The 20237-nt window shown below is 34.0% G+C and carries 15 protein-coding genes; 13 read left to right on the top strand and 2 right to left on the bottom strand.

Features of this window, described 5'->3' with window-relative positions; all coding sequences use genetic code 11:
- Positions 1 to 434 precede the first annotated feature (434 nt).
- Positions 435 to 3011: a DEAD/DEAH box helicase gene (locus tag V179_RS0107360; RefSeq protein ID WP_028390904.1), complete on the top strand. Its 2577-nt coding sequence runs from the start codon at positions 435 to 437 to the stop codon at positions 3009 to 3011.
- Positions 3012 to 3224: 213 nt separating this feature from the next.
- Here the strand turns inward: V179_RS0107360 and V179_RS27335 are convergent, their stop codons facing one another.
- The gene (locus V179_RS27335) at positions 3225 to 3875 is read right to left on the bottom strand and encodes an IS110 family RNA-guided transposase (RefSeq protein ID WP_051404872.1); all 651 of its coding nucleotides are present in this window, start codon (positions 3873 to 3875) and stop codon (positions 3225 to 3227) included.
- 433 nt (positions 3876 to 4308) lie between these two features.
- Here V179_RS27335 and V179_RS27340 point away from each other — a divergent pair, with 433 nt between their 5' ends.
- The 12 genes from V179_RS27340 to V179_RS0107425 all read left to right on the top strand — a co-directional run bounded on the left by V179_RS27340 (position 4309) and on the right by V179_RS0107425 (position 18573).
- Complete coding sequence (locus V179_RS27340; protein WP_051404873.1) at positions 4309 to 4968, top strand: YesL family protein; 660 nt, start codon at positions 4309 to 4311, stop codon at positions 4966 to 4968.
- A 36-nt stretch (positions 4969 to 5004) separates the two neighbouring features.
- Positions 5005 to 5961, top strand: coding sequence for a carbohydrate ABC transporter permease (locus tag V179_RS0107375; RefSeq protein WP_084552259.1), 957 nt, complete (start codon positions 5005 to 5007; stop codon positions 5959 to 5961).
- A gap of 71 nt (positions 5962 to 6032) precedes the next feature.
- On the top strand, positions 6033 to 6866 hold the full coding sequence (locus tag V179_RS0107380; protein ID WP_028390906.1) for a carbohydrate ABC transporter permease: 834 nt from the start codon (positions 6033 to 6035) through the stop codon (positions 6864 to 6866).
- A gap of 56 nt (positions 6867 to 6922) precedes the next feature.
- On the top strand, positions 6923 to 8266 hold the full coding sequence (locus tag V179_RS0107385) for an ABC transporter substrate-binding protein (RefSeq protein ID WP_028390907.1): 1344 nt from the start codon (positions 6923 to 6925) through the stop codon (positions 8264 to 8266).
- Between the two features lie 570 nt (positions 8267 to 8836).
- The gene (locus V179_RS0107390; protein ID WP_051404874.1) at positions 8837 to 10642 is read left to right on the top strand and encodes a sensor histidine kinase; all 1806 of its coding nucleotides are present in this window, start codon (positions 8837 to 8839) and stop codon (positions 10640 to 10642) included.
- A 5-nt stretch (positions 10643 to 10647) separates the two neighbouring features.
- Entirely contained in the window at positions 10648 to 12258 is a 1611-nt protein-coding gene (locus V179_RS0107395) for a response regulator transcription factor (protein ID WP_028390909.1), read from the top strand.
- A 1006-nt stretch (positions 12259 to 13264) separates the two neighbouring features.
- A complete protein-coding gene (locus tag V179_RS0107400; RefSeq protein WP_028390910.1) occupies positions 13265 to 14464 on the top strand; it encodes an amidohydrolase in 1200 nt (399 codons plus the stop codon).
- A 20-nt stretch (positions 14465 to 14484) separates the two neighbouring features.
- The gene (locus V179_RS0107405) at positions 14485 to 15297 is read left to right on the top strand and encodes a VOC family protein (RefSeq protein WP_028390911.1); all 813 of its coding nucleotides are present in this window, start codon (positions 14485 to 14487) and stop codon (positions 15295 to 15297) included.
- Positions 15298 to 15447: 150 nt separating this feature from the next.
- Positions 15448 to 16440: an aliphatic sulfonate ABC transporter substrate-binding protein gene (locus V179_RS0107410; protein WP_028390912.1), complete on the top strand. Its 993-nt coding sequence runs from the start codon at positions 15448 to 15450 to the stop codon at positions 16438 to 16440.
- Between the two features lie 14 nt (positions 16441 to 16454).
- Positions 16455 to 17222, top strand: coding sequence for an ABC transporter permease subunit (locus V179_RS0107415; RefSeq protein ID WP_028390913.1), 768 nt, complete (start codon positions 16455 to 16457; stop codon positions 17220 to 17222).
- An 18-nt stretch (positions 17223 to 17240) separates the two neighbouring features.
- Positions 17241 to 17996, top strand: coding sequence for an ATP-binding cassette domain-containing protein (locus V179_RS0107420; protein ID WP_028390914.1), 756 nt, complete (start codon positions 17241 to 17243; stop codon positions 17994 to 17996).
- 301 nt (positions 17997 to 18297) lie between these two features.
- Complete coding sequence (locus tag V179_RS0107425) at positions 18298 to 18573, top strand: hypothetical protein (protein WP_028390915.1); 276 nt, start codon at positions 18298 to 18300, stop codon at positions 18571 to 18573.
- Positions 18574 to 18970: 397 nt separating this feature from the next.
- Here V179_RS0107425 and V179_RS0107435 read toward each other — a convergent pair whose 3' ends face one another.
- Positions 18971 to 19393: a VOC family protein gene (locus tag V179_RS0107435; RefSeq protein ID WP_028390916.1), complete on the bottom strand. Its 423-nt coding sequence runs from the start codon at positions 19391 to 19393 to the stop codon at positions 18971 to 18973.
- Between the last annotated feature and the right edge of the window lie 844 nt (positions 19394 to 20237).

A 20237-nucleotide genomic window follows, 5' to 3' on the forward strand; every position in this document is an offset into this window, starting at 1 on the left:
TATTTATGATGGTGAAAATTTTGATGTTGTAGTAGTAAATGAGGTCATATTTTGTACAAAAAGGATAGATGTAAGCAGGTTTTATCCCTGTTCATTTATCCTTTTCCATTTACCCTATATAATATGCGACCTTATAATTATAAGGTTCTGTAATTATCTTCTTGACTTTTAATGAAAAATGAGAACGAGGTAATGTGAGTTTGGATAAAAACTTTATTTTCATCTTATAAGAGTGAATCCTATCTAGGATGAACAATACCAACTTTCTTTAAAATCGAGCATTAGAGGCAAAAAATGATTTATAATAAGATAAAGTTCTTTTCTCTTCTAAATAGCTGCAATACTTGGATAGCTGGTCTATAGCGGAGAATATTAATATAAAATATGTAAAATAGAATACAATAACATACTGTAAACTATCAAAGGGGTTCAACATGGGAAAATTAGAAGAAATATACCCGATTGCAATTGAGCAAACGAAACAAAAAATTGTACAAGATATGGATCGCTATTTAGAGGTACAAGAAATGCTTCCTGCTTGTGAGACATACATAACAGACAGATTATCCTATATCGAACAAATCTGGATAAATGTTTGGTTGAATAAAGCTTCAAATGATGTGCCAAGAAAAGAAAAGAAAGCATTTTTGAAAGCTAAGGGTTATGACACCGAAGGAGTAGCGCATAAGTTAATCAATAATATGTTTCGTAATGAGTTGCGAAACATTCAACCATTCGAGGCAATCCCTTGGATAAAACAATCTTTTTCTCAAAATCAGCAAGACTGGGAGCTGAGATATAGAAAAGCAAGGGAAACGTACTTCAAAAGACTGGAAGAACAAAGACAGGCTGAAGAGCGGTGGAAAGTAAGAGTCAAACTTCAAGAAACAGTTCGTGAATTTTTTGAAGAAAATACACTGATTTTATATTTGCATGTTCGTCATTATATAGCTGGAGTTTTAGCAGATGATCTTCAAAATAAACCGAAGTACCACTATACCGAGCCTTATCTGCTTGAAGAACGGTTGGTGGAGCAAGGATCGTTTGACAGCACAGAGTATATCATGGTAACGGATTTTTTTGAAGAACTGACAGGTGATATTCATTCTCTATATATTTGGGGACGAAGTGAATTTGAATATGAAACATATTACTATCGCTACGAAAAAATGGTTTTGGAATTTATTACGGACATCGCACCTAAACTAGCAATGGAACACTTACCAAACAAGTTACTTCAGGATTTCTCAAAAACTTATGGCGAAGAATTGACTGTAGTAGCTCTTAAAGGATTGCTGCGTGATGAATGGACTGATTTATCTGAAGCCTGTTTTGATGAGCTTCAAGAAGAATATTTGGCTGATCTACTAAAACTTAGTGATATTCCTTTTGATAAAGTATTGCATCAAGAAATCTTTGAAAAGGATGAGGCTGAACGGGAGCGAAAAATAGCCGAAGAATTGGCGGAACAAGCACGAAGGAAAGAAGAAGAGAAAAGGATTATTGATGATATTTTTGGTATGGCTTTTACTCCAACATTAGGACAAAGTAAAAGATATGTATTACATATTGGTGAGACAAATACAGGGAAAACTCACCAGGCGCTGCAAAAAATGAAAAAAGCAAAAAGTGGTCTGTATCTTGCCCCGCTCAGACTTCTCGCACTTGAAGTGTATGAAAAGCTAAATATAGAAGGCGTTCTTTGCTCATTAAAGACAGGTGAGGAAGAAAAATTAGTGGAAGGCGCAAACCATATCTCCTCAACGGTCGAAATGTTCCATGAGAAGGACTATTATGAGGTAGTCGTCATTGATGAAGCACAAATGATCGCAGATAAAGACCGTGGTTTCTCTTGGTATCGAGCCATTACGAAGGCGAATGCAAAAGAGGTCCACGTAATCGGGAGTAAGAATATCAAAATGATGCTTCTTGATCTTTTAGAAGAAGCCGATATTGAATTACACGAATATAGCCGAGAAATCCCCTTGGAAGTAGAATCGAGAGAGTTTAGTTTGAAAAATACGGAAAAAGGGGATGCCCTAGTTTGCTTTTCTAGAAGGCAAGTACTTGAAACAGCGTCCAGGCTACAACGAAGTGGACATAAAGTTAGTATGATATATGGAAGTATGCCGCCAGAAACTAGGAAAAAACAAATTGATCTGTTTAATAAAGGGAAAACATCCGTTGTTGTTGCGACAGATGCAATCGGAATGGGGCTAAACTTACCGATCCGCCGCATAGTATTTCTAGAGAATGAAAAATTTGATGGGATTAGAAGAAGAAGATTGACTTCCCAAGAAGTAAAACAAATTGCAGGGAGAGCGGGAAGAAAAGGTATTTATAATACAGGAAAAGTGGCATTTACGTCTGACATAAAAATCATGAAAAGTCTGCTAGAACAAATAGATGATCCAATACAGACTTTTGCGATAGCGCCAACCACTCCAGTATTTGAACGCTTTCAGAAATATTACCGGCATATGGGCACATTTTTTGAAATGTGGCAGAAATTTGACCCGCCAAAAGGAACGCAAAAAGCATCTCTTTCAGAGGAGCGAGAACTTTATGAGCTGATTTGCGATACCGAAATCGAAGTTCGTTTTTCTTTAATGGATTTATACGGATTTCTCCACCTACCATTTTCAACAAAAGAATCAGCACTCGTTCGTCAGTGGCTAGACACAGTAAAAGCAATTGCAGAAGAAAGGGAACTTCCCGAACCGGTCATTAAAACGAGAAATCTAGAGGAACATGAACTTTCTTATAAAGCCATTGGCCTTCACCTTTTATTTTTGTATCGTTTAGATAGAAGAACTGAAGCCGTGTATTGGGAACGTGTCCGGGAAGAAATTAGCGATGGTGTTCAAGATCAATTAAAAGATGAAGTGATTAATTTTCAGAAAAAATGCAAGCGATGCGGTAAAAAGCTGCCGGATGATTCACGTTTTCCTATTTGCGAAGCTTGTTACCGTAGTGGGCAAAGACGAACATTTAGATCACATCATCGCTGAAATTAAACAGGTTAAAGATCTGATGAAAAGGTCCAAATAATAGTAGTTTAAAAAGTAGGAAGGAAATAATTTATTTAATAACTTACTAAAAAGAGGGTAGCTAAAAAGGCTGATCTCGCACACCCCATACAGTATAGCGATACATACAATTATCTTATACTGTATTAAGTAAGTGCGAATCTATTCCTTTTTTATACCCTCTTTTTAATCTGTTCAAGAAGCGATTGGACACTTAATAAAAAACTTTTCAATCATTTTGATGTCTGCTTTTACTCTTCCATTCACCATTTGTCGAAGATGTTGTATTTCAATTTTTTCACCGTTCATGAGAGCTTCTAGAATACATCGACCGGAAACACCGAAAATGTCAGATAAAACGGAAGTCAGTTTAATATTAGCGTCTTGAAGAATTTTGTGAATGCGATTCCGTTCAGAAGTTCGGGTATGAATCAATTTTTTTCGGTAACGTGTTAGATCACGTAAATCACTAATATCTTCAGGTGGAACAAACTTGTGTTCTATAAGTCCAGCGCGTAATAGTTTGGCAAGCCACTCGACATCTTTCCCGTCGGTTTTACGTCCGGGAACATTCTTCACATGTTTAGCGTTGGCGAGCACAAGATGGAAGTCACCTTCAAGAATGTTCCATACCGGTTTCCAGTAGACTCCGGTGCTTTCCATTACGACATCGGTGATTTGGTAAGAAGATAACCAATCGTTTAATGACAAAAGTCCATGGGTTGAAGTCGAAAAGGTTTGAATTTCTTTTTTTGGTCTTTTATCCAAAGGACCATATAAAACACAAGCTACTATAGTCTCTTGGTGCACATCTAGACCTGCACACCGTTCAATCATTGCTTCCATAGAACATTCACCTCAAAATAAGATTAACAATACATGTGACAGGAGATCCGTTACAAAAATTTTTGTATAAGTACTTTACGTGCATTGGTTCTTCAAGACTTTCACAACCAGTTTTGACCCAGTTAATTTGTTAATTATACTAATGTACCTTTAAGACTGTTCTCTAGGAGATTGTTGCTTTTTATCATATTGAAAGGAACGATTCAGAGTATAATTTAAAAAAACTACTTTAAAAAGCATCTATAATTCAAGCACAGCTGTGATTAGACGTGTACAGCGCTTGATACTAAAAGATTAAATTTTAAATACAATATCTCTAAAAAACACTAAATGTCAAAAATTTTTCAATTAGGTAAAAAAAATATATATATAAATATTTTGAACTTTCGTACAATTATTTGTATAGTAAATTAACAAAAAAGAGGAGGAAATGATGGGATCTACTAGATTAATGAGCCATGTTAATACAGTATGTGACTGGGTAATTAGACTACTTTATCTAAATTTTCTTTGGTTTTTTTTTACAATCGTTGGTCTGGTTATAGCTGGCATATTTCCTGCTACTGTTGCTTTGTTTTCTGTACTTCAGGAAAGTTTTCAAAAAGGGGAAAATGTAAGGGTTTTCAAACGTTTTTGGAACGTGTACAAAAGGGAATTTAGGAAAGCGAATGTATTAGGAATTATTATCGTGATGATTTCTATTATTTTTTACACGGACTGGCTATTTACCAATCAAGTTATGGGTACTTTAGGGATGATTGCAAAAGGTATTCTTCTTGGAAGTTGTTTTGTATATGGAATTACATTGTTGTATGTGATACCGGTTTACTTACATGTAAATGGCAAGTTATTTACTACAATGAAATTAGCTTTTCTGATAGGAATTACCTATCCACATTATACGTTTTTCATGTTGCTTTCCATAGTTTCTATTATGCTAGTAAGCTTCTTACTGCCAATGGCTGGATATCTCTTTTTCATAAGTGGCATAGGATCTGTACTCATGTATTTTTCCATACATGTAATAAAGAAAGTAGAAGAACGACAAAAAATAACAAAACCAGGAAAATCACGTTTGATCATCCATAATTAAAATTGGGAAAATGATACTCTTGGGAGGGTGGGTTATATGAGTGTTGATGCGAAAAGTGTGATGGAAAAAAATGTTGTAAAGAATATTAAATCTATAAAAATCAATAAGAAAAGTAAAATTGAGAAAAATGAAAACTTAGCCGGGCTATTATTTGTTTCTCCCATGTTAATAGGGGTCGGAATATTAACGCTACTTCCGATTATAGCAACGTTTATTTTAAGCTTTGCCGATTGGAATTTTATCATGGGAATTACACAAATAAATTGGGTAGGACTGGATAATTTTAAAGCTTTGTTTGAAAATGAAGGATTCCTTAAATCAGTCGTGAATAATTTACTTTTCTTGTTAACGGTTCCGATAACAATGATCTTTTCATTACTTATCGCCATTGTCATTGATAAACATGTATACATGAAGAGTTATTTTAAAGTAGCCTTTTTCATGCCGTATATCTCTAGTATTGTTGCCATTGCAGTAGTTTGGCAAGTATTATTTAATCCAACAAATGGACCGATCAATCAATTTTTATTCTCGATTGGTATTGAAAATCCACCTACATGGATAGCCGATCCGAATTTCGCGCTAATTTCTGTAATGGTAATTCAAATTTGGGCATCGATTGGATTTAATATGATTCTCTTTTTAGCAGGTCTCCAGTCTATACCTAAAGAACTATATGAAGCCGCTGATATGGACGGAGCGACAGCGTGGGATAAATTTAAGAACATCATGCTTCCTGCTTTATCGCCTACAACCTTCTTTCTTTTGATTACCGGAATTATTGGTACATTTAAAGTGTTTGACTTGATTGCCGTATTAACAAAAGGTGGTCCAATTAATTCAACAACTATGCTTGTATGGCACTTATATGAAAGCGCATTCGTGGATCTAAAAATCGGCTATGCTTCCGCCATTGCCGTTGTCTTATTCATTTTTGTTCTAATCATTACTTTATTACAATGGGTCGGACAGAAAAAATGGGTGAACTATTAAGAAGAAGTCTTATGAGACTTTCATTGATTCAGAAATACAATCGTTAATATGTTGCTTGGGGAGGAAGATCCATGGAGAAAAAAATCACCCTACGAAAGATTATTATTACCATAATTGCTTTTGTAGTTAGTATCGCCTTTTTATTGCCTTTCATTTGGATGTTATCAACATCATTTAAGATTGAAGCAGATGTTTTTAAATTTCCTGTTGAGTGGATTCCAACAAGATGGAATGGGATTGAAAACTTTAAAGAGGTTTGGTTAGGTCAATATCCCTTTGCACTTTATTATTGGAACTCTATTAAAGTCACTGTGATAACAACAGCGATTTCCGTAACGGTATCAGCTATGGCAGCCTACGGTTTTTCGAAAGTGAATTTCCCGGCTGGTAAGTTTCTGTTTTTAATTGTTTTGACCACTTTTATGGTACCGCAACAATCAATCTTAATTCCGCAATTTATTTTATATCGCTATTTAGGTCTATTTGATAGCCATTTCGGCTTGATTCTTTTAGGTAGCTTTAGCGTCCTAGGAACATTTATGTTAAGACAGTTTTTTATGGGAATTCATTCGGACTATATTGACGCTGCAAAAATAGATGGTGCTGGCCACTTTAGAATTTTTTGGTCGATTGCTTTGCCGATTGTAAGACCAGCTATTGCAACGTACGCAATTTTACGTTTTATTTGGACTTGGAATGATTATCAAAATCCACTCATCTTCTTACGTACAGATGGATTATATACTCTTCAGCTAGCTATGCAAAAATTTACATCATTAAATGGCGAATTCTATTCCTTAATTATGGCAGCAGCGGTATCAGCAATACTTCCACTCGTAATTGTCTTTATTATTGGTCAAAAGCAAGTTATTGAAGGGATTGCTATGGGGGGAGTAAAAGGATAATTGGTTTCACAGAAAGAAAATATAAAAAATTAAACGAATACAGGGGGGAACGAACAATGAAGAGATTCTTAATGCTAGTTTTGGGTCTTAGTTTAGTTATTGGGATCGTAGCTGGTTGTAGCCAAAAGCAATCCACAAGTTCAAATGGTAAAGAAGCAGGACCAGAAACGATTAAATTTTATACACATGGAACTGAAGATGGGTATGCATGGAAGAGAACAATCAGTGCTTTTGAAGAAAAATACCCAGATATTAAAGTTGATGTTGTTCAATTAAGTGAGAAACAGGATTCACAAGAGGCGCTAAAAAAGATTGATTTAGCTGCAGCGTCTGGCGAAGAGATGGATGTCATTATGTTTACAAATGCTGCAAATTATGCCCAGCGTGTTAATTTAGGCATGTTAGAACCGATTGATAGTTATATCGAAAAAGATGGATTTAAAATGGAAGACGAATATAAAGTGGATACGAGTATTAACGGTAAATATTACGGAGTGCCGGGAAAATTTGTTTCGTGGTATGTCCTATTAAATAAAGATCGGTTAGATGCTGCTGGACTTGAAGTGCCAAAGAGTTGGACTTGGGATGAATTTATGGAATATGCTAAAAAGCTGTCTTCTAAAGGTCACTATGCTACTTATTTTCATGGTCCATGGGATGGAGCTTGGGTCAACTATATGAGCTTGCGACTACAGTCTCAAGAAAAAGATGCTGGTTTCTTAAAAACAGATGGAACTTCAAATATGGACAATCCATTGTATAAAGAATCGTTAGCGATGCGCTTAAAAATGGAGAAAGAAGATAAAACAGCTGTGCCATATTCTTCAATGATTTCACAAAAAATGAATTATCGTGATCAATTTTTTACACAAGCAGTAGATATGATAATTACGGGTACCTATATGACAGCAGAACTTGGTGGTTCAGAGCGCTTTCCGGCTGAGTTCAATGTTGCAGTAGCACCGTTTCCACAAAATAAAATTGACGAAAAAGGATCGTATTCAGTCGGTGAAGGTGATATTCTAGGTATATCCGCTAATTCCAAACATAAAGATGCTGCATACAAATTTATTAGATGGTATTCAACTGAAGGACAAGAAGCACAAGGACTAAATATTCCTTCATGGACTAAAGTGTCAGATGAGCAAATTGTAGAATTGATTAATAAAACTTTGGGTGAAGCAAAGAATCCAGAAAAAGTTGATAAAGATTCATTAATTCATTCGATTCAAACAATTATTACAGCAAAAGCTGGTAAGCCAGTATCATACCAATCTGAAATTGATCAAGCTTTATCAGCGGAATTTGAAAAATTAATTCTTGATAGACAAAATCTTGATGAAACAGTGGCAAACTCGAAAAAAATCGTACAAGATATTTTAGATAAAAATAAAAAGTAATTTAAATTTTGTTTTTCAGTTACATCGAATAAAAAAGCTAGATTAAATCTGAACTAGTTGAATCATTTTCCGCCTTAGCTGACTATTTAAATAGCCAGTTAAGGCTTTTTTTGTTGGTGTTATCAAGGACAGTTACATAGAGGACAATCCGCCGTAAATAGCCGTAATGTTTCTGTTTCCAAATAGTGGGAGTAAAGAATACTAGATGACAAGAAATTTCCCGAATTATAAAAGAGTTTTCTTGGAAGATATGATAATGATAAAATAGATAAAAGTAATTAAACTGATGAATTTTGTATTTATTTCCATTATATCCCTATTAAAAAGAGAACCCCAAAGATGAAGACAATGCGCTGTCTTCATTCAATTCTATTTCAGATATTGTTCAATTATACTTTTTGAATGGTTATGTTAAACAATATTGTTGATCAAGCGTTTCGTGGAGGTCGGTGCTAGAATGAGAGTCAAAATCAAACGCATCAAATAACATAGCCTCTTGAATAATAAATTTACCTTAGTACATCCAGCTTTTATTAGTCAAGAATTGTTGACTGTTATGGAGGTTTTGGCATGAAGACAAGAATAAACCAAATTGTATCATCCTTCTCATTTCGTGATAAAGTGCTTTTGCTAACCATAACTTGTCTAATATTACCCGCAATATGCACATTCTCAATCTATAATTATTTAACGAAAGATGCTGTGGAAGAACAAGCAATTATTAGCGCAAAAAATGAATTGAAACTAACAGACGAATACTTAAAGAAAATCTTTGAAGATATGTTATACACCCTAAATTTTATTCAATTAGACACAGAACTGAACACCATTTTTAGAAATCCTAAATTGAATACGGATGATTTAGAGCATGATAGTCTATATATAAATTTTATTAATGATAAAAAAGTGAATAGAATTTTGGAAACCCTTACTTTGAGAGATCAAAGTATATTTATCACGATTATACTTAATAATGGGAAATTTTATTCGAACTATTCATTTAATGAATATAGTCCGGAACTTGTAAGAAATGAGTCGTGGTTTAAAAAATTAAGCCAACTAACAGGATATCGTCCAATTTGGCTGGAGCCACATACAACGATGTTCGCATCTGAAAAACTAAAAAGTCCTGATTCAATATCTGTAGCAAGAGTATTACAAGATAGCATAACAGGAGTGTATGGATATGCGATCATTACGACTACTGTAGATAGAATTAGCGAGATATTGAAAAGTGAAAACAGTGATAATCACATTTTATTAATGAATGATACGAATCTACTAATTGGTACTAATCAAGATTTAGATAAAATGTTATCGACACACGTGAGAAGTAAAGAATATTTTAAAAATGAAACGATTATTCGGATCGAAGGTCAGGACTATTTGATCAATACTCGTGATCTTTCAATAACGGATTGGAAATTAATTTCACTAATCCCTTATGAAAAAGCCACGTTTCGAGTTAATGCAATTTTCAATAAAATCTTTATCGTTCAAACAATTGCATTCCTATTATTTTTATTTTTACTTACATTTATATTAAGTAAGATATTAAATCGGTTAGTTGATTTAAGGAATTTCGCGACAAATGTGCAAAGTGGTGATTTGTCTGTACGCTCATCTTTAACAGGAAATGATGAGATCGCCACTCTTTCCACCTCTTTCAACCTCATGTTAGATAAAGTGAGGGAAATGATAGAAGAAAATACAATCATCCAATCACGAAAAAGGCAAGCGGAATTAGAAATGTTACAGGCGCAAATCAATCCACACTTTTTATTTAATGTCTTAAATTCTATCCGAATGAAAGTATTGATGAAGCGTGATCATGAAAGTGCTGAAATGATCAGCTCGTTGTCAAAGCTATTACGAATGACGATAGATAAAAACAAAGGGATGATCACTTTTCAAGAAGAGTTAGAGATTAATCGAGATTATATTCGCTTAATGAATATGCGCCAAAAACATGAAATTGGCTTGGAAATAAATGTTTGTAAAGAAACGCATCACATAAAATTACCGCGCTTAGTGTTACAGCCAATCATTGAAAATGCCATTATTCATGGGTTGAACGGACAAGGGGGTTTTATTGAGATAGAAGCATTATTTCATAATCATACATTGAAAATTGTAATAGAAGATTCAGGGGGAGGAATAGAGGATGAGCATCTTTTAAAACTTAATGAAAATTTAAAGCATGAAGATTTAGGATCTACCGAAGACAGTGAAATAAATGGTTTTTCAAGTATTGGTCTATCAAATGTTTATGAAAGAATGAAATTGACATTTGGTGAGAACTTTATCATGCATGTACAAAGTGAACTGAATAAGGGGACCAAAGTAACTATGGTAATTCCTATTCAGGAGGAGTGAATAGGATGTATAAAGTGATGTTAGTAGATGACGATTATCCAGTATTAGAGTATCTTTCAAAAATGATTGATTGGAGTGAACTTGGTTTAACTTTACAAAGTGTACATATAAATGGCATGAGTGCGTTAATAGAAGCGGAGACGAGCATGCCAGATATCCTAATAACAGATATTGGAATGCCGAAAATGGATGGCATTAATCTTACAAAAAAGTTAAAAGAAAAAAACTCATCTTTAATAGTTGCTATTCTTTCATGTCATAATGAATTTGAATTTGTACAATCAGCATTAAAATTAAAGGTACAAGAGTACATTTTAAAGGATAGATTAGATCTTGATCAAGTCGTACAATTATTACGTCAATTCAAACATACATTGGATGTTGAGCAAAATAATAAGAAAAGTCAATTGCAATTGGCCCATACCCTTGAAAGAAATAAAGCAATGATGATAGAGAAACTATTAAATAAAACGATCTATCAGCCACTTCATTATGAAAAAGATTGGTCAAAAGAGGCTGAATTATTTGGTATCAAAAGAAACCAGAAATACATCATTATATTATGTGTAGTCGATGCTTACCAATCATTGCTTAATCAGTTCCGTTCAAAGGCTCTGATGAACTTTCTATTTTATAATGTCATAACAGAAATGATGGATAAAGAAGAATTAAAAGGTGTGTACGGACATTTTGACAAGGAGAATTCCTATTTATTTATTCCAGATCACGATATATGTGAAGAAGATACTTATAAGATTAAAAAAGTCATTGAAAAGATCCAATGTATATTTTATGAAACATTTGGAATATCTATATCGTTTATTATCGGTAAAGGTGCTACATTACCAATTGAAATTAAGAATCAAATGATTAAACTAATGGAGTCTAAAGTTCAAAAATTTTATCTGAAACCAAAGAGTATAGTGAACTTACAAGAATTACCTATATCACAAGAAAATATTTTTAGTTGGTATAATGAAGCATCTAGGGAATTCAAAGAAACCATCGTGCTAAATAATGTGGAAATGGAACAAAAAGTAGTAATGATAAAAAAATGGATCCAATTTATTATAGACCATCAATTTTCACCAGACTCGGTTAAAGACTGGATGTTGAAGATATTACTTGATATTAAAGTAAAAATTCAAGCGTTGACAAATTTTAAATTGTATGGAGTACCTGGAAATCTATATGATACGATTTCACAAATCAACGGAATTTTTGAAATGGAAAATTGGCTAATCGAGTTCTTTAATAAAAGTAGTAATCAAGCAATCTATGAATCAATATCAAACGTAGAAATTGCAAATGCTTGCAGGTACATTTCTGAAAATATTCATAGGAAAATAACACAGGATGAAGTAGCGAGTTACTTACACCTTAATTCTAGTTATTTTAGCCGCTTGTTTAAAAAAGAAGTAGGGGAAAATTTCGTTAAGTACATTGTAAATTTGAAAATGAAACGTGCGAAAGAATTATTGGATCAAACGAATTATACAGTAATCGAAATTAGTGAACTGTTGGGTTATGAAAATCAGAGTTATTTTAACAAAACTTTTAAAGCGTTTGCAGGGATTGCTCCTATAGAATATAGAAAGGGAGATTATGCAAAATAGGACATGGGGTTAAAACGGCTACCTTTTACCATGAAGGGGTCATTCTGTAGCTGGCTACATTCACCTAATCACAATGATGGCGGTCGGAGACCGGATTTTGCAGTAATTTCTTAAAAAGTACATATATTTTCTAAATAGTTTGGCTAGAAACTTCTGATCTACGAACTGGATAAGGACAGATTGCAAGACTAGATTGATTGGTATGTCTGAGATTTCTAACAGCTTTTAAGTTGTAAGGAAAAGGGACAGGCGCAGAAAATTTAATACAGCAAGCCACTTTCATCAGGTGATACTGTTTGAGATCCAGGACCATTTTCAACGAATGAATCAGGTCTTGTTCGTCAATGGCTAGATACAGTCAAAGCGATCGCAGAAGATCAGGAACTTCCTGAACCGATTATCAAAACAAGAAACCTAGGAAAATATGAACTTTCATATAAAGCAATTGGCCTTCATCTTTTATTTTTATATCGTTTAGATAAAAGGACAGAAGGTATTTATTGGGAACGTGTCCTTGAAGAAATCAGCGATGGTGTACAGGATCATTTAAAAGATGAAGTAATCAATTATCAAAAAAATGCAAGCGTTGCGGCAAAAAACTGCCTGACGACTTAAAATTTCCAATTTGTGAATCTTGTTACCAAAATGGGAAAAGAAGAATATTCCGATCTAATAATCGTCGGTAGTAATATAGATTTAGACTTAAAGTCTGGATTCTCAATATAGTTAGGAGATATCTTTTTATCAGATTAATTTACATAGATTATTCAGCTAAAACCACTAATTGGAGAATGAAATAACCTTCAGTAGGAAATAAAAGCCTCACTGATGGTTATTTTATTTTTTTTAAATATTTAATGAAAGTTGTGCGCAATAGTATAAAAAAATTTATTAAGAATGAATTTTGGTTGTTGAATTTTCAGAAACAAATGACTATAATAAAATATATTATTCCGATTGATTTACATTGGATAAACGGTTGTTATGAATGGAAGGGGGCAGAAGCATGCGAGGAATCATACATAATAGTGAAATTTTAGCATCTATATATAGTGATCTTGATAATAGCTTCGAGCAAATTAAGAACTGGAGAAGATATTTGCACCAACATCCTGAACTTTCTTTTCAAGAAGTACAGACTGCTGAATTTATTGCTGAAACTTTGAAAAGCTTTGGTCTAGAAGTTAGGACGCAAGTTGGTGGGAATGGAGTTATTGGGATATTACAAGGAGAAAAAGAGGGGAAAACGATTGCATTAAGAGCTGATTTCGATGCCCTTCCAATTTTGGATGAGAAGGACGTCGTGTTCAAATCACTTAATCCGGGCGTTATGCATGCGTGTGGTCATGATGGTCATACATCCGCTTTATTAGGTGTAGCCCAAACATTAAATAAATTTCGCCATAACATAAATGGGAAAATTTTGTTTGTTTTTCAACATGCTGAAGAACTTCCACCTGGTGGTGCGCAAGCAATGGTTGCTGAAGGAATTTTAGATGAAGTAGACTATGTATTTGCAGCTCATTTGGCAACAGAACTTCCTTTAGGAAAAATCGCTGTAGGCGAAGGTTATAAAATGGCAGCGGTTGATAAATTTGCAATTACGATACAAGGAAAAGGGGGCCACGGGGCAAAACCGGAAGAGTCCATTGATTCGATTGTAATTGGGAGTGAAATCGTTAGTTCCTTACAAAAAATCGTAAGTCGAAGAATTAGTCCTTTACAATCAGCAGTTGTGACGATAGGCGTTTTTCAAGCGGGAACAGCGTTTAATATTATCGCTGATTCTTGTAAATTAGAAGGGACAGTACGTACATTTAATCGTCAAGTAAGAGACCAGGTTGAAAGTGAGATCAAGGCGATAGTTAACGGAATTACATCTGGTTTTCATGCTACTTCTAAAATCGATTATCTAAGAGGTTATCCTGCTTTATATAATCACAAGGTGGAAGCTGAAACAGTAAGGGAAATTTTATCTGAAACCTTTTCAAATGATGCAGTAATTGAATTAGAGACGTCTATGGGAGCAGAAGATTTTTCTTATTTTTTACAAGAAAAACCGGGGACATATTTCAAAGTTGGCGCTCGAACGGATGAAGAGTACACACAATTCCCACATCATCATCCACGTTTTGATTTTGATGAAAGAGCATTGTTAATGATTGAAAAGAGTTTCGTGAAAATTATTTCGCATTATTTATTTTAGTAAGAGAAGGAGGAGACGTCATGGCGTTTGTTTTTGACCACTTAGTTCATTTTGTTGAAGATCCGAAAGTAGCAATTGAAGAATTAGAATCTTATGGGATCCATGCAGTTGAAGGTGGGGTACATGAAAAGCGAGGAACATACAATACTCTTAGTTATTATGATTTAAGTTATATAGAGTTTCTTGGTACATATGATCGAATTTTAGTTGAACAAACGGAGCATCTTCCAAATAGCCTGCAGGAGACAATCGTTTTAGACCGATTTGCAGAAGGGTTCTCTCGGTTTGCAGTACGGACTACAAATATAGATAATGATGCAGAAAAATTTCGTGAAAAAGGATTGAAGGTCAATGGCCCTGTTCCTTATAGTAGAAAAAGACCTGATGGCAGTTTAATAGAGTGGCAATTATTATTTGTAGGAGATGATCAGAACGAATTACAATTACCGTTTATCATTCAATGGCATGATAGTGATGAGGTAAGACGAAATGAACAAATTAAAAAAGGGGTAATTGTAGAACACCCTGCTGGGATTGCTTTTTCCCACGTCATGTTTGCCGTTAAAGATGTAGATTATGCGATTGAAAAATGGTCGAATTTATTAGAGTTAAAAGCTGGCGATGTTTATATCGATGATAAACTGCAAGCTAAATGTCAAACATTAGAACTTGAAGGCGGTAATTTAGTGTTCTGTAGTCCGATAGGTGATGGGATTGTTTCTGAAACATTAGAGAAAAGAGGCGAAAAGCCATTTCAAGTAAACTTTTCAGGAGGAAGCAGTAATCTAACCTTTGAGTTATTAGGTGGAGTATATAACATTATCAATTCATAAAAATAGCTATATTGCTAATATGATAGGAATGTTGGTTAGAGTGTAGCTAATCACTTCTTATTAGGGACTGTTGAGCATTTCAATTGAAATATTTCTTTAACTATAAAACCAAGTAAACGGATATAAATAAATAGTATAGGAGTTTAGAAAATGAAAATTAAAAGAAATTTGTTTTCCTTCATTAGTTTGATGATCGTATTGGCTGTCGCTTTAGCTGGCTGTGGTTCTTCACCTAATTCTGATAAAACTTCAGGACAAAACGAAAATGGTAGCTCAGATAAAATAATTCGTATGGGCTACCAAAAAGGAAATACGATCAATATATTAAAAGAAAGTGGCATATTAGAGGAAAAATTGAAAGAAAAAGGCTATACAGTTGAATGGAAAGAATTTGTCCATGGAAATGCAGTTGTAGAGGGACTCGTTACAAAAAATATTGATTTTGGTCATGCAGCTGATGGAGCAGGTATTTATGCTCAAGCAGGTAATAAACCATTGGTTTATGTTGGGGCTGATTTACCGAACCCTGAAGGTGTTGGTGTATTAGTTCACAAAGATTCTGGTCTTACATCGATCAAAGATTTAAAAGGCAAAAAGATTGGTGTATTACAAGGTGGAAACCATCATTATTTAGCAGTTCTTGCCCTAGAAGAGGCAGGGATCAGTGCTGAGGATGTGGAGTGGGTGTACTTAAATGATGCAGCTCAAGGTCGTACAGCATTTGAAACGAATAAAATTGACGTACTTGCTTCATACGATCCATTTTTAGCGGGGACTGAAATAGACTTAGAAACGATTAATTTGACAGAAGGCAAAGATTACGGTTATCCAAATCGAACATTTTATTATACGAACGAAGAGTTCAATCAAGAACATCCTGAATTAGTAGAGCTAATCTTAGCAGCGACAGATGAATCTGATAAATGGGCTAATGAAAATAAACCAGAAGTAGTGAAGTTAGTATCTAAAATGTTAGGAATTGATGAAGCTATTATCGCTAAGGCTATAGAACGTCGTGAATATGGTGTCAATAAAATAAATGAAGAAATTATTGCTGCTCAACAAAAACAAGCAGATGTTTACTATGAACTTGGTTTAATTCCAGCAAAAATAGATGTTGCTGAATATATGCCGATTAATTAAGCTAGGAGAATATAATGAATAAAAAAATGGTACCCAAATTTATCCCATGGATTATCCCAATTGGAACAATTCTCATATGGCAACTTATTGCCTCGAATGAATGGATATCGACTCGACTTGTACCAGCACCTTTTACCGTATTAACGAGTTTTTATCAATTAGTCATGTCGGGTGAATTATTTTATCATATGGAAATGAGCTTAACGAGAGCTCTCATAGGATTGCTCATTGGTGGTGGTATAGGTTTTATACTTGGGATTGCAAATGGTCTGTCTAAATTTTCATACTTGTTTACAGATACATCTTTACAAATGATTCGAAATATACCGAACTTAGCGCTTATGCCGCTTGTCATCATTTGGTTCGGCATTGATGAAGGGGCAAAAATCTTTCTAGTTGCTATTGGTGTCATGTTCCCCATTTATATTAATACACTTCATGGTATTAAAAATATTGATGCTGGGTTTATTGAAATGGGAAAAATGTACGGATTGAAGGGATGGGCATTATTTAAAGAAATCTTATTACCAGGGGCATTACCATCTATTTTCGTTGGCTTGCGCTATGCTTTAGGTATAATGTGGATTACTTTAATTGTCGCTGAAACGATAGCTACCTCAAGAGGTGTTGGATACTTAGCTATGACCGCTCAACAATTTATGCAGTCAGACATTATCCTAATTACGATTATCTTATATGCCGTATTCGGAAAAGTAGCCGATTTAATTGCTCAATGGGGAGAAAGAAAAGCACTGCGATGGCATAAAAGCTACATTAAGTAATGTCTGGAGGGATCAATTATGGGTGTGCCATCTTTAGCAGAGAGATCTACACATCAAAAAAAGGCTGTACAAATTCATCTACAGCAGATTGATAAATCATTTGGAGATAAAACGGTATTAAAAAATCTTAATTTAGAAATTGAATCAGGAGAATTTGTTGTCATCGTTGGTAAAAGTGGAAGTGGAAAAAGTACTCTTTTACGTTTAGTGGCTGGTTTAGAGGAACCAACATCAGGACAAATTACCTTTAATGATCAATCGATTAAAGACTCTAAATTAAGCGCTACTATGATGTATCAAGATTCTCGTCTTTTACCTTGGAAAACAGTTATAAATAATGTAGGTTTAGGGTTAAAAGGGGACTGGAAGGAAAAAGCAGAAAAAACATTAGATTTGGTTGGTTTGTATTCTTTTAAAGATCAATGGCCATCGACGCTTTCTGGTGGACAACAGCAGCGGGTTGCACTTGCTAGAGCATTAGTGCACAAGCCATCCCTATTATTATTGGATGAACCATTAAGTGCATTAGATGCGCTAACTCGCATGGATATGCAAAATTTAATAGAAAAGCTTTGGCTAAATCAAGGTTTTACAGCATTACTCGTCACACATGATGTTCGTGAAGCTGTGAAATTAGCAGATCGAATTATCTTAATTGAGGATGGAGATATCACTTTAAATATCAAAAATACAGTAAAGAGACCGCGTGATTTTTCTGATGTGACGTTAGCGCAAATGGAGAAGAAGATTCTTGAGAAAATTATGGAATCGTAAAATGGAACTTTGAATCATATGGTCTGTTAAAGAAGAGAGCAAACATTGCTCTCTTTTTTATAGTTTTTCTAACAGGTCAATGGTCAAAGAAAGAAAGGTCGTCCCCGTTACGAATAATGTTCTCTCTGTTGTAAAACAGTACCACGTTTGCAACTCCATCTCTTTCATGCAAATCTATATGTATCTGCCCACTTCCATGTGAACGATACTCCAATTGACAAATAAATAGCTCCATAATTCACGCACAATTTTGTCATGCACCTAATCTTTTGTTATCTTATAAATATAGGAGATGATTTATTTGAAAATTACAGCGATTAATGCAGCGAATATTGATGAGTTATGTATCGCATTTGAAGGATGCCTTATAGAACATGATATATCATTTACATATACTGATATGATAGAAGAAAACGGCATTATATCGTTTATTTTTTGTAACGATCTTGAGAAGGCTAGATCTGTAGAATTTGATGGACAGCATTGTATTGGTTTGGACTCAGATTACATTGCTAAGGAAGTATTGGAGCCCGTTCTTCCAAGATTAAAGGCTTACGCAAGATTAAAACCGTTTTAATCAGTTATTTGATTTCTAACAAATTACCACAGAGTATTTTCGTAGTGGTAATTTATAAATACCTTTTTAAAGAAACAGGGGCGATATGAAAGGTTATATGAAATTAATTATAGGAGTGTTATTCTCCTTTTCATTAACAGGTTGCTTAGGAGAAGATTATGATTTTACTCCTCCTACTGTTACACTTTTGAATACTGATTCAACATTCGAAGAAGAATTAGAAGAAAATTGAAGGAAAGCATGTATTCTTGTACATGGTAAATACAGCAACTTATAATTTTACAAAAAAGGAAATAAGACTATTCCATTAGGAGAAAAGTCTTATTTCCTTTTTTTCATGGGAGTAAAACCTCCGCTGATAGAAGTTACATTTTATATCTTGGTTTTTTTAATAAAATTACATTTCACTGATTCCAAAGTTGAATTGCCAACCAATGCCAAATTTGTCTGTTAATTGGCCGTAGCATTTACTCCAAAATGTTTCTTGAAGTTCCATACCAACGGTGCCGCCCTCTTTTAGTTTATCAAATTGAGATTTAATTTCATCGATGTTCTCGCTTACTATTGAGAGACTAATGTTGTTACCTTCAATAAAAGGCATACCAGGAAAAACATCAGAAAACATAACATTACTACCACTGATGTTAAGGCGTGTATGCATGATTAAATTTTTTGCTTCTTCTGGAAGAGGATATTCTGGATTAGGCGGCATCTCTCCAAAAGTCATAATTTTGGGATTTTCTGTTTCAAAAACCTGTGCGTAGAATTCTACCGCTTCACGACAGTTTCCATTAAAATTAAGATAAACATCAACAGACATTTCCTTCACTCCTAAATGTTTACTTGTTAATCACTGAAAAATGATTACATTTTATATTGTATCATTTACCAGTTCAATAGCAAAAATACTTACCCAGAAAAAATCGCTTTTCCAATGTTGATTAAAGCAGCGATTCCTGGAGTACTGGCCGGTGTGTTAAATATTCAAGGAATATCTTATAGTGCTGGTTTCGGTTTATCTGGCCAGTAATTTATATCAAATAGCTGAAGGTGGATGGACATCTAAAAATGTTTCAAATTATGCTAAGCGAATTCTTTATCCTGCCGATTGTATTGAATCTTGGTCTGATTTATGTATTTTCTAGAAAATAAAAAATGATTAAAGTGGAAGATTATCAACTACATTTTGGTTATCACACAAACGATCCACAACTTGAATAGTTAATAGCTGTTTATGGTGTTTTTTATTGGGAGCGTGTAAAGTATAGTAAACATATTTGAATTAATAATTTCAACTATATTAGAGATCTATGTGAAAAATAGTCATCATCTTATAAATCGATATTTAAAAAAAACTACTAGAAGTAGGATGTCGAAATATGTATAATTAAGTCTTACTAATGATTTTGTGTTCGTTATAAAGATAAATGGATAATCAAAATACAAAATGGAAGATGTTATCAAAGAGTCTGGTCTTCTCATTAAGTGGAGGCTTTACATACATTTATACTTTTGCTCTTGGTGCTTGACTAATTCAATAAGATATACTGTAAATGGTGGGATAATAAGAAGTTTTTTTAATAATTAGTGGTAGCGATTACATCGATTTGGGGGAAATTATGTTTAAATTTAGCAAAAATAAAGAACTTGCTCAGGGGAATTAT

The sequence above is a fragment of the Bacillus cihuensis genome, from assembly GCF_000504145.1.
Classification (GTDB): Bacteria; Bacillota; Bacilli; order Bacillales; family DSM-1321; genus Peribacillus; species Peribacillus huizhouensis.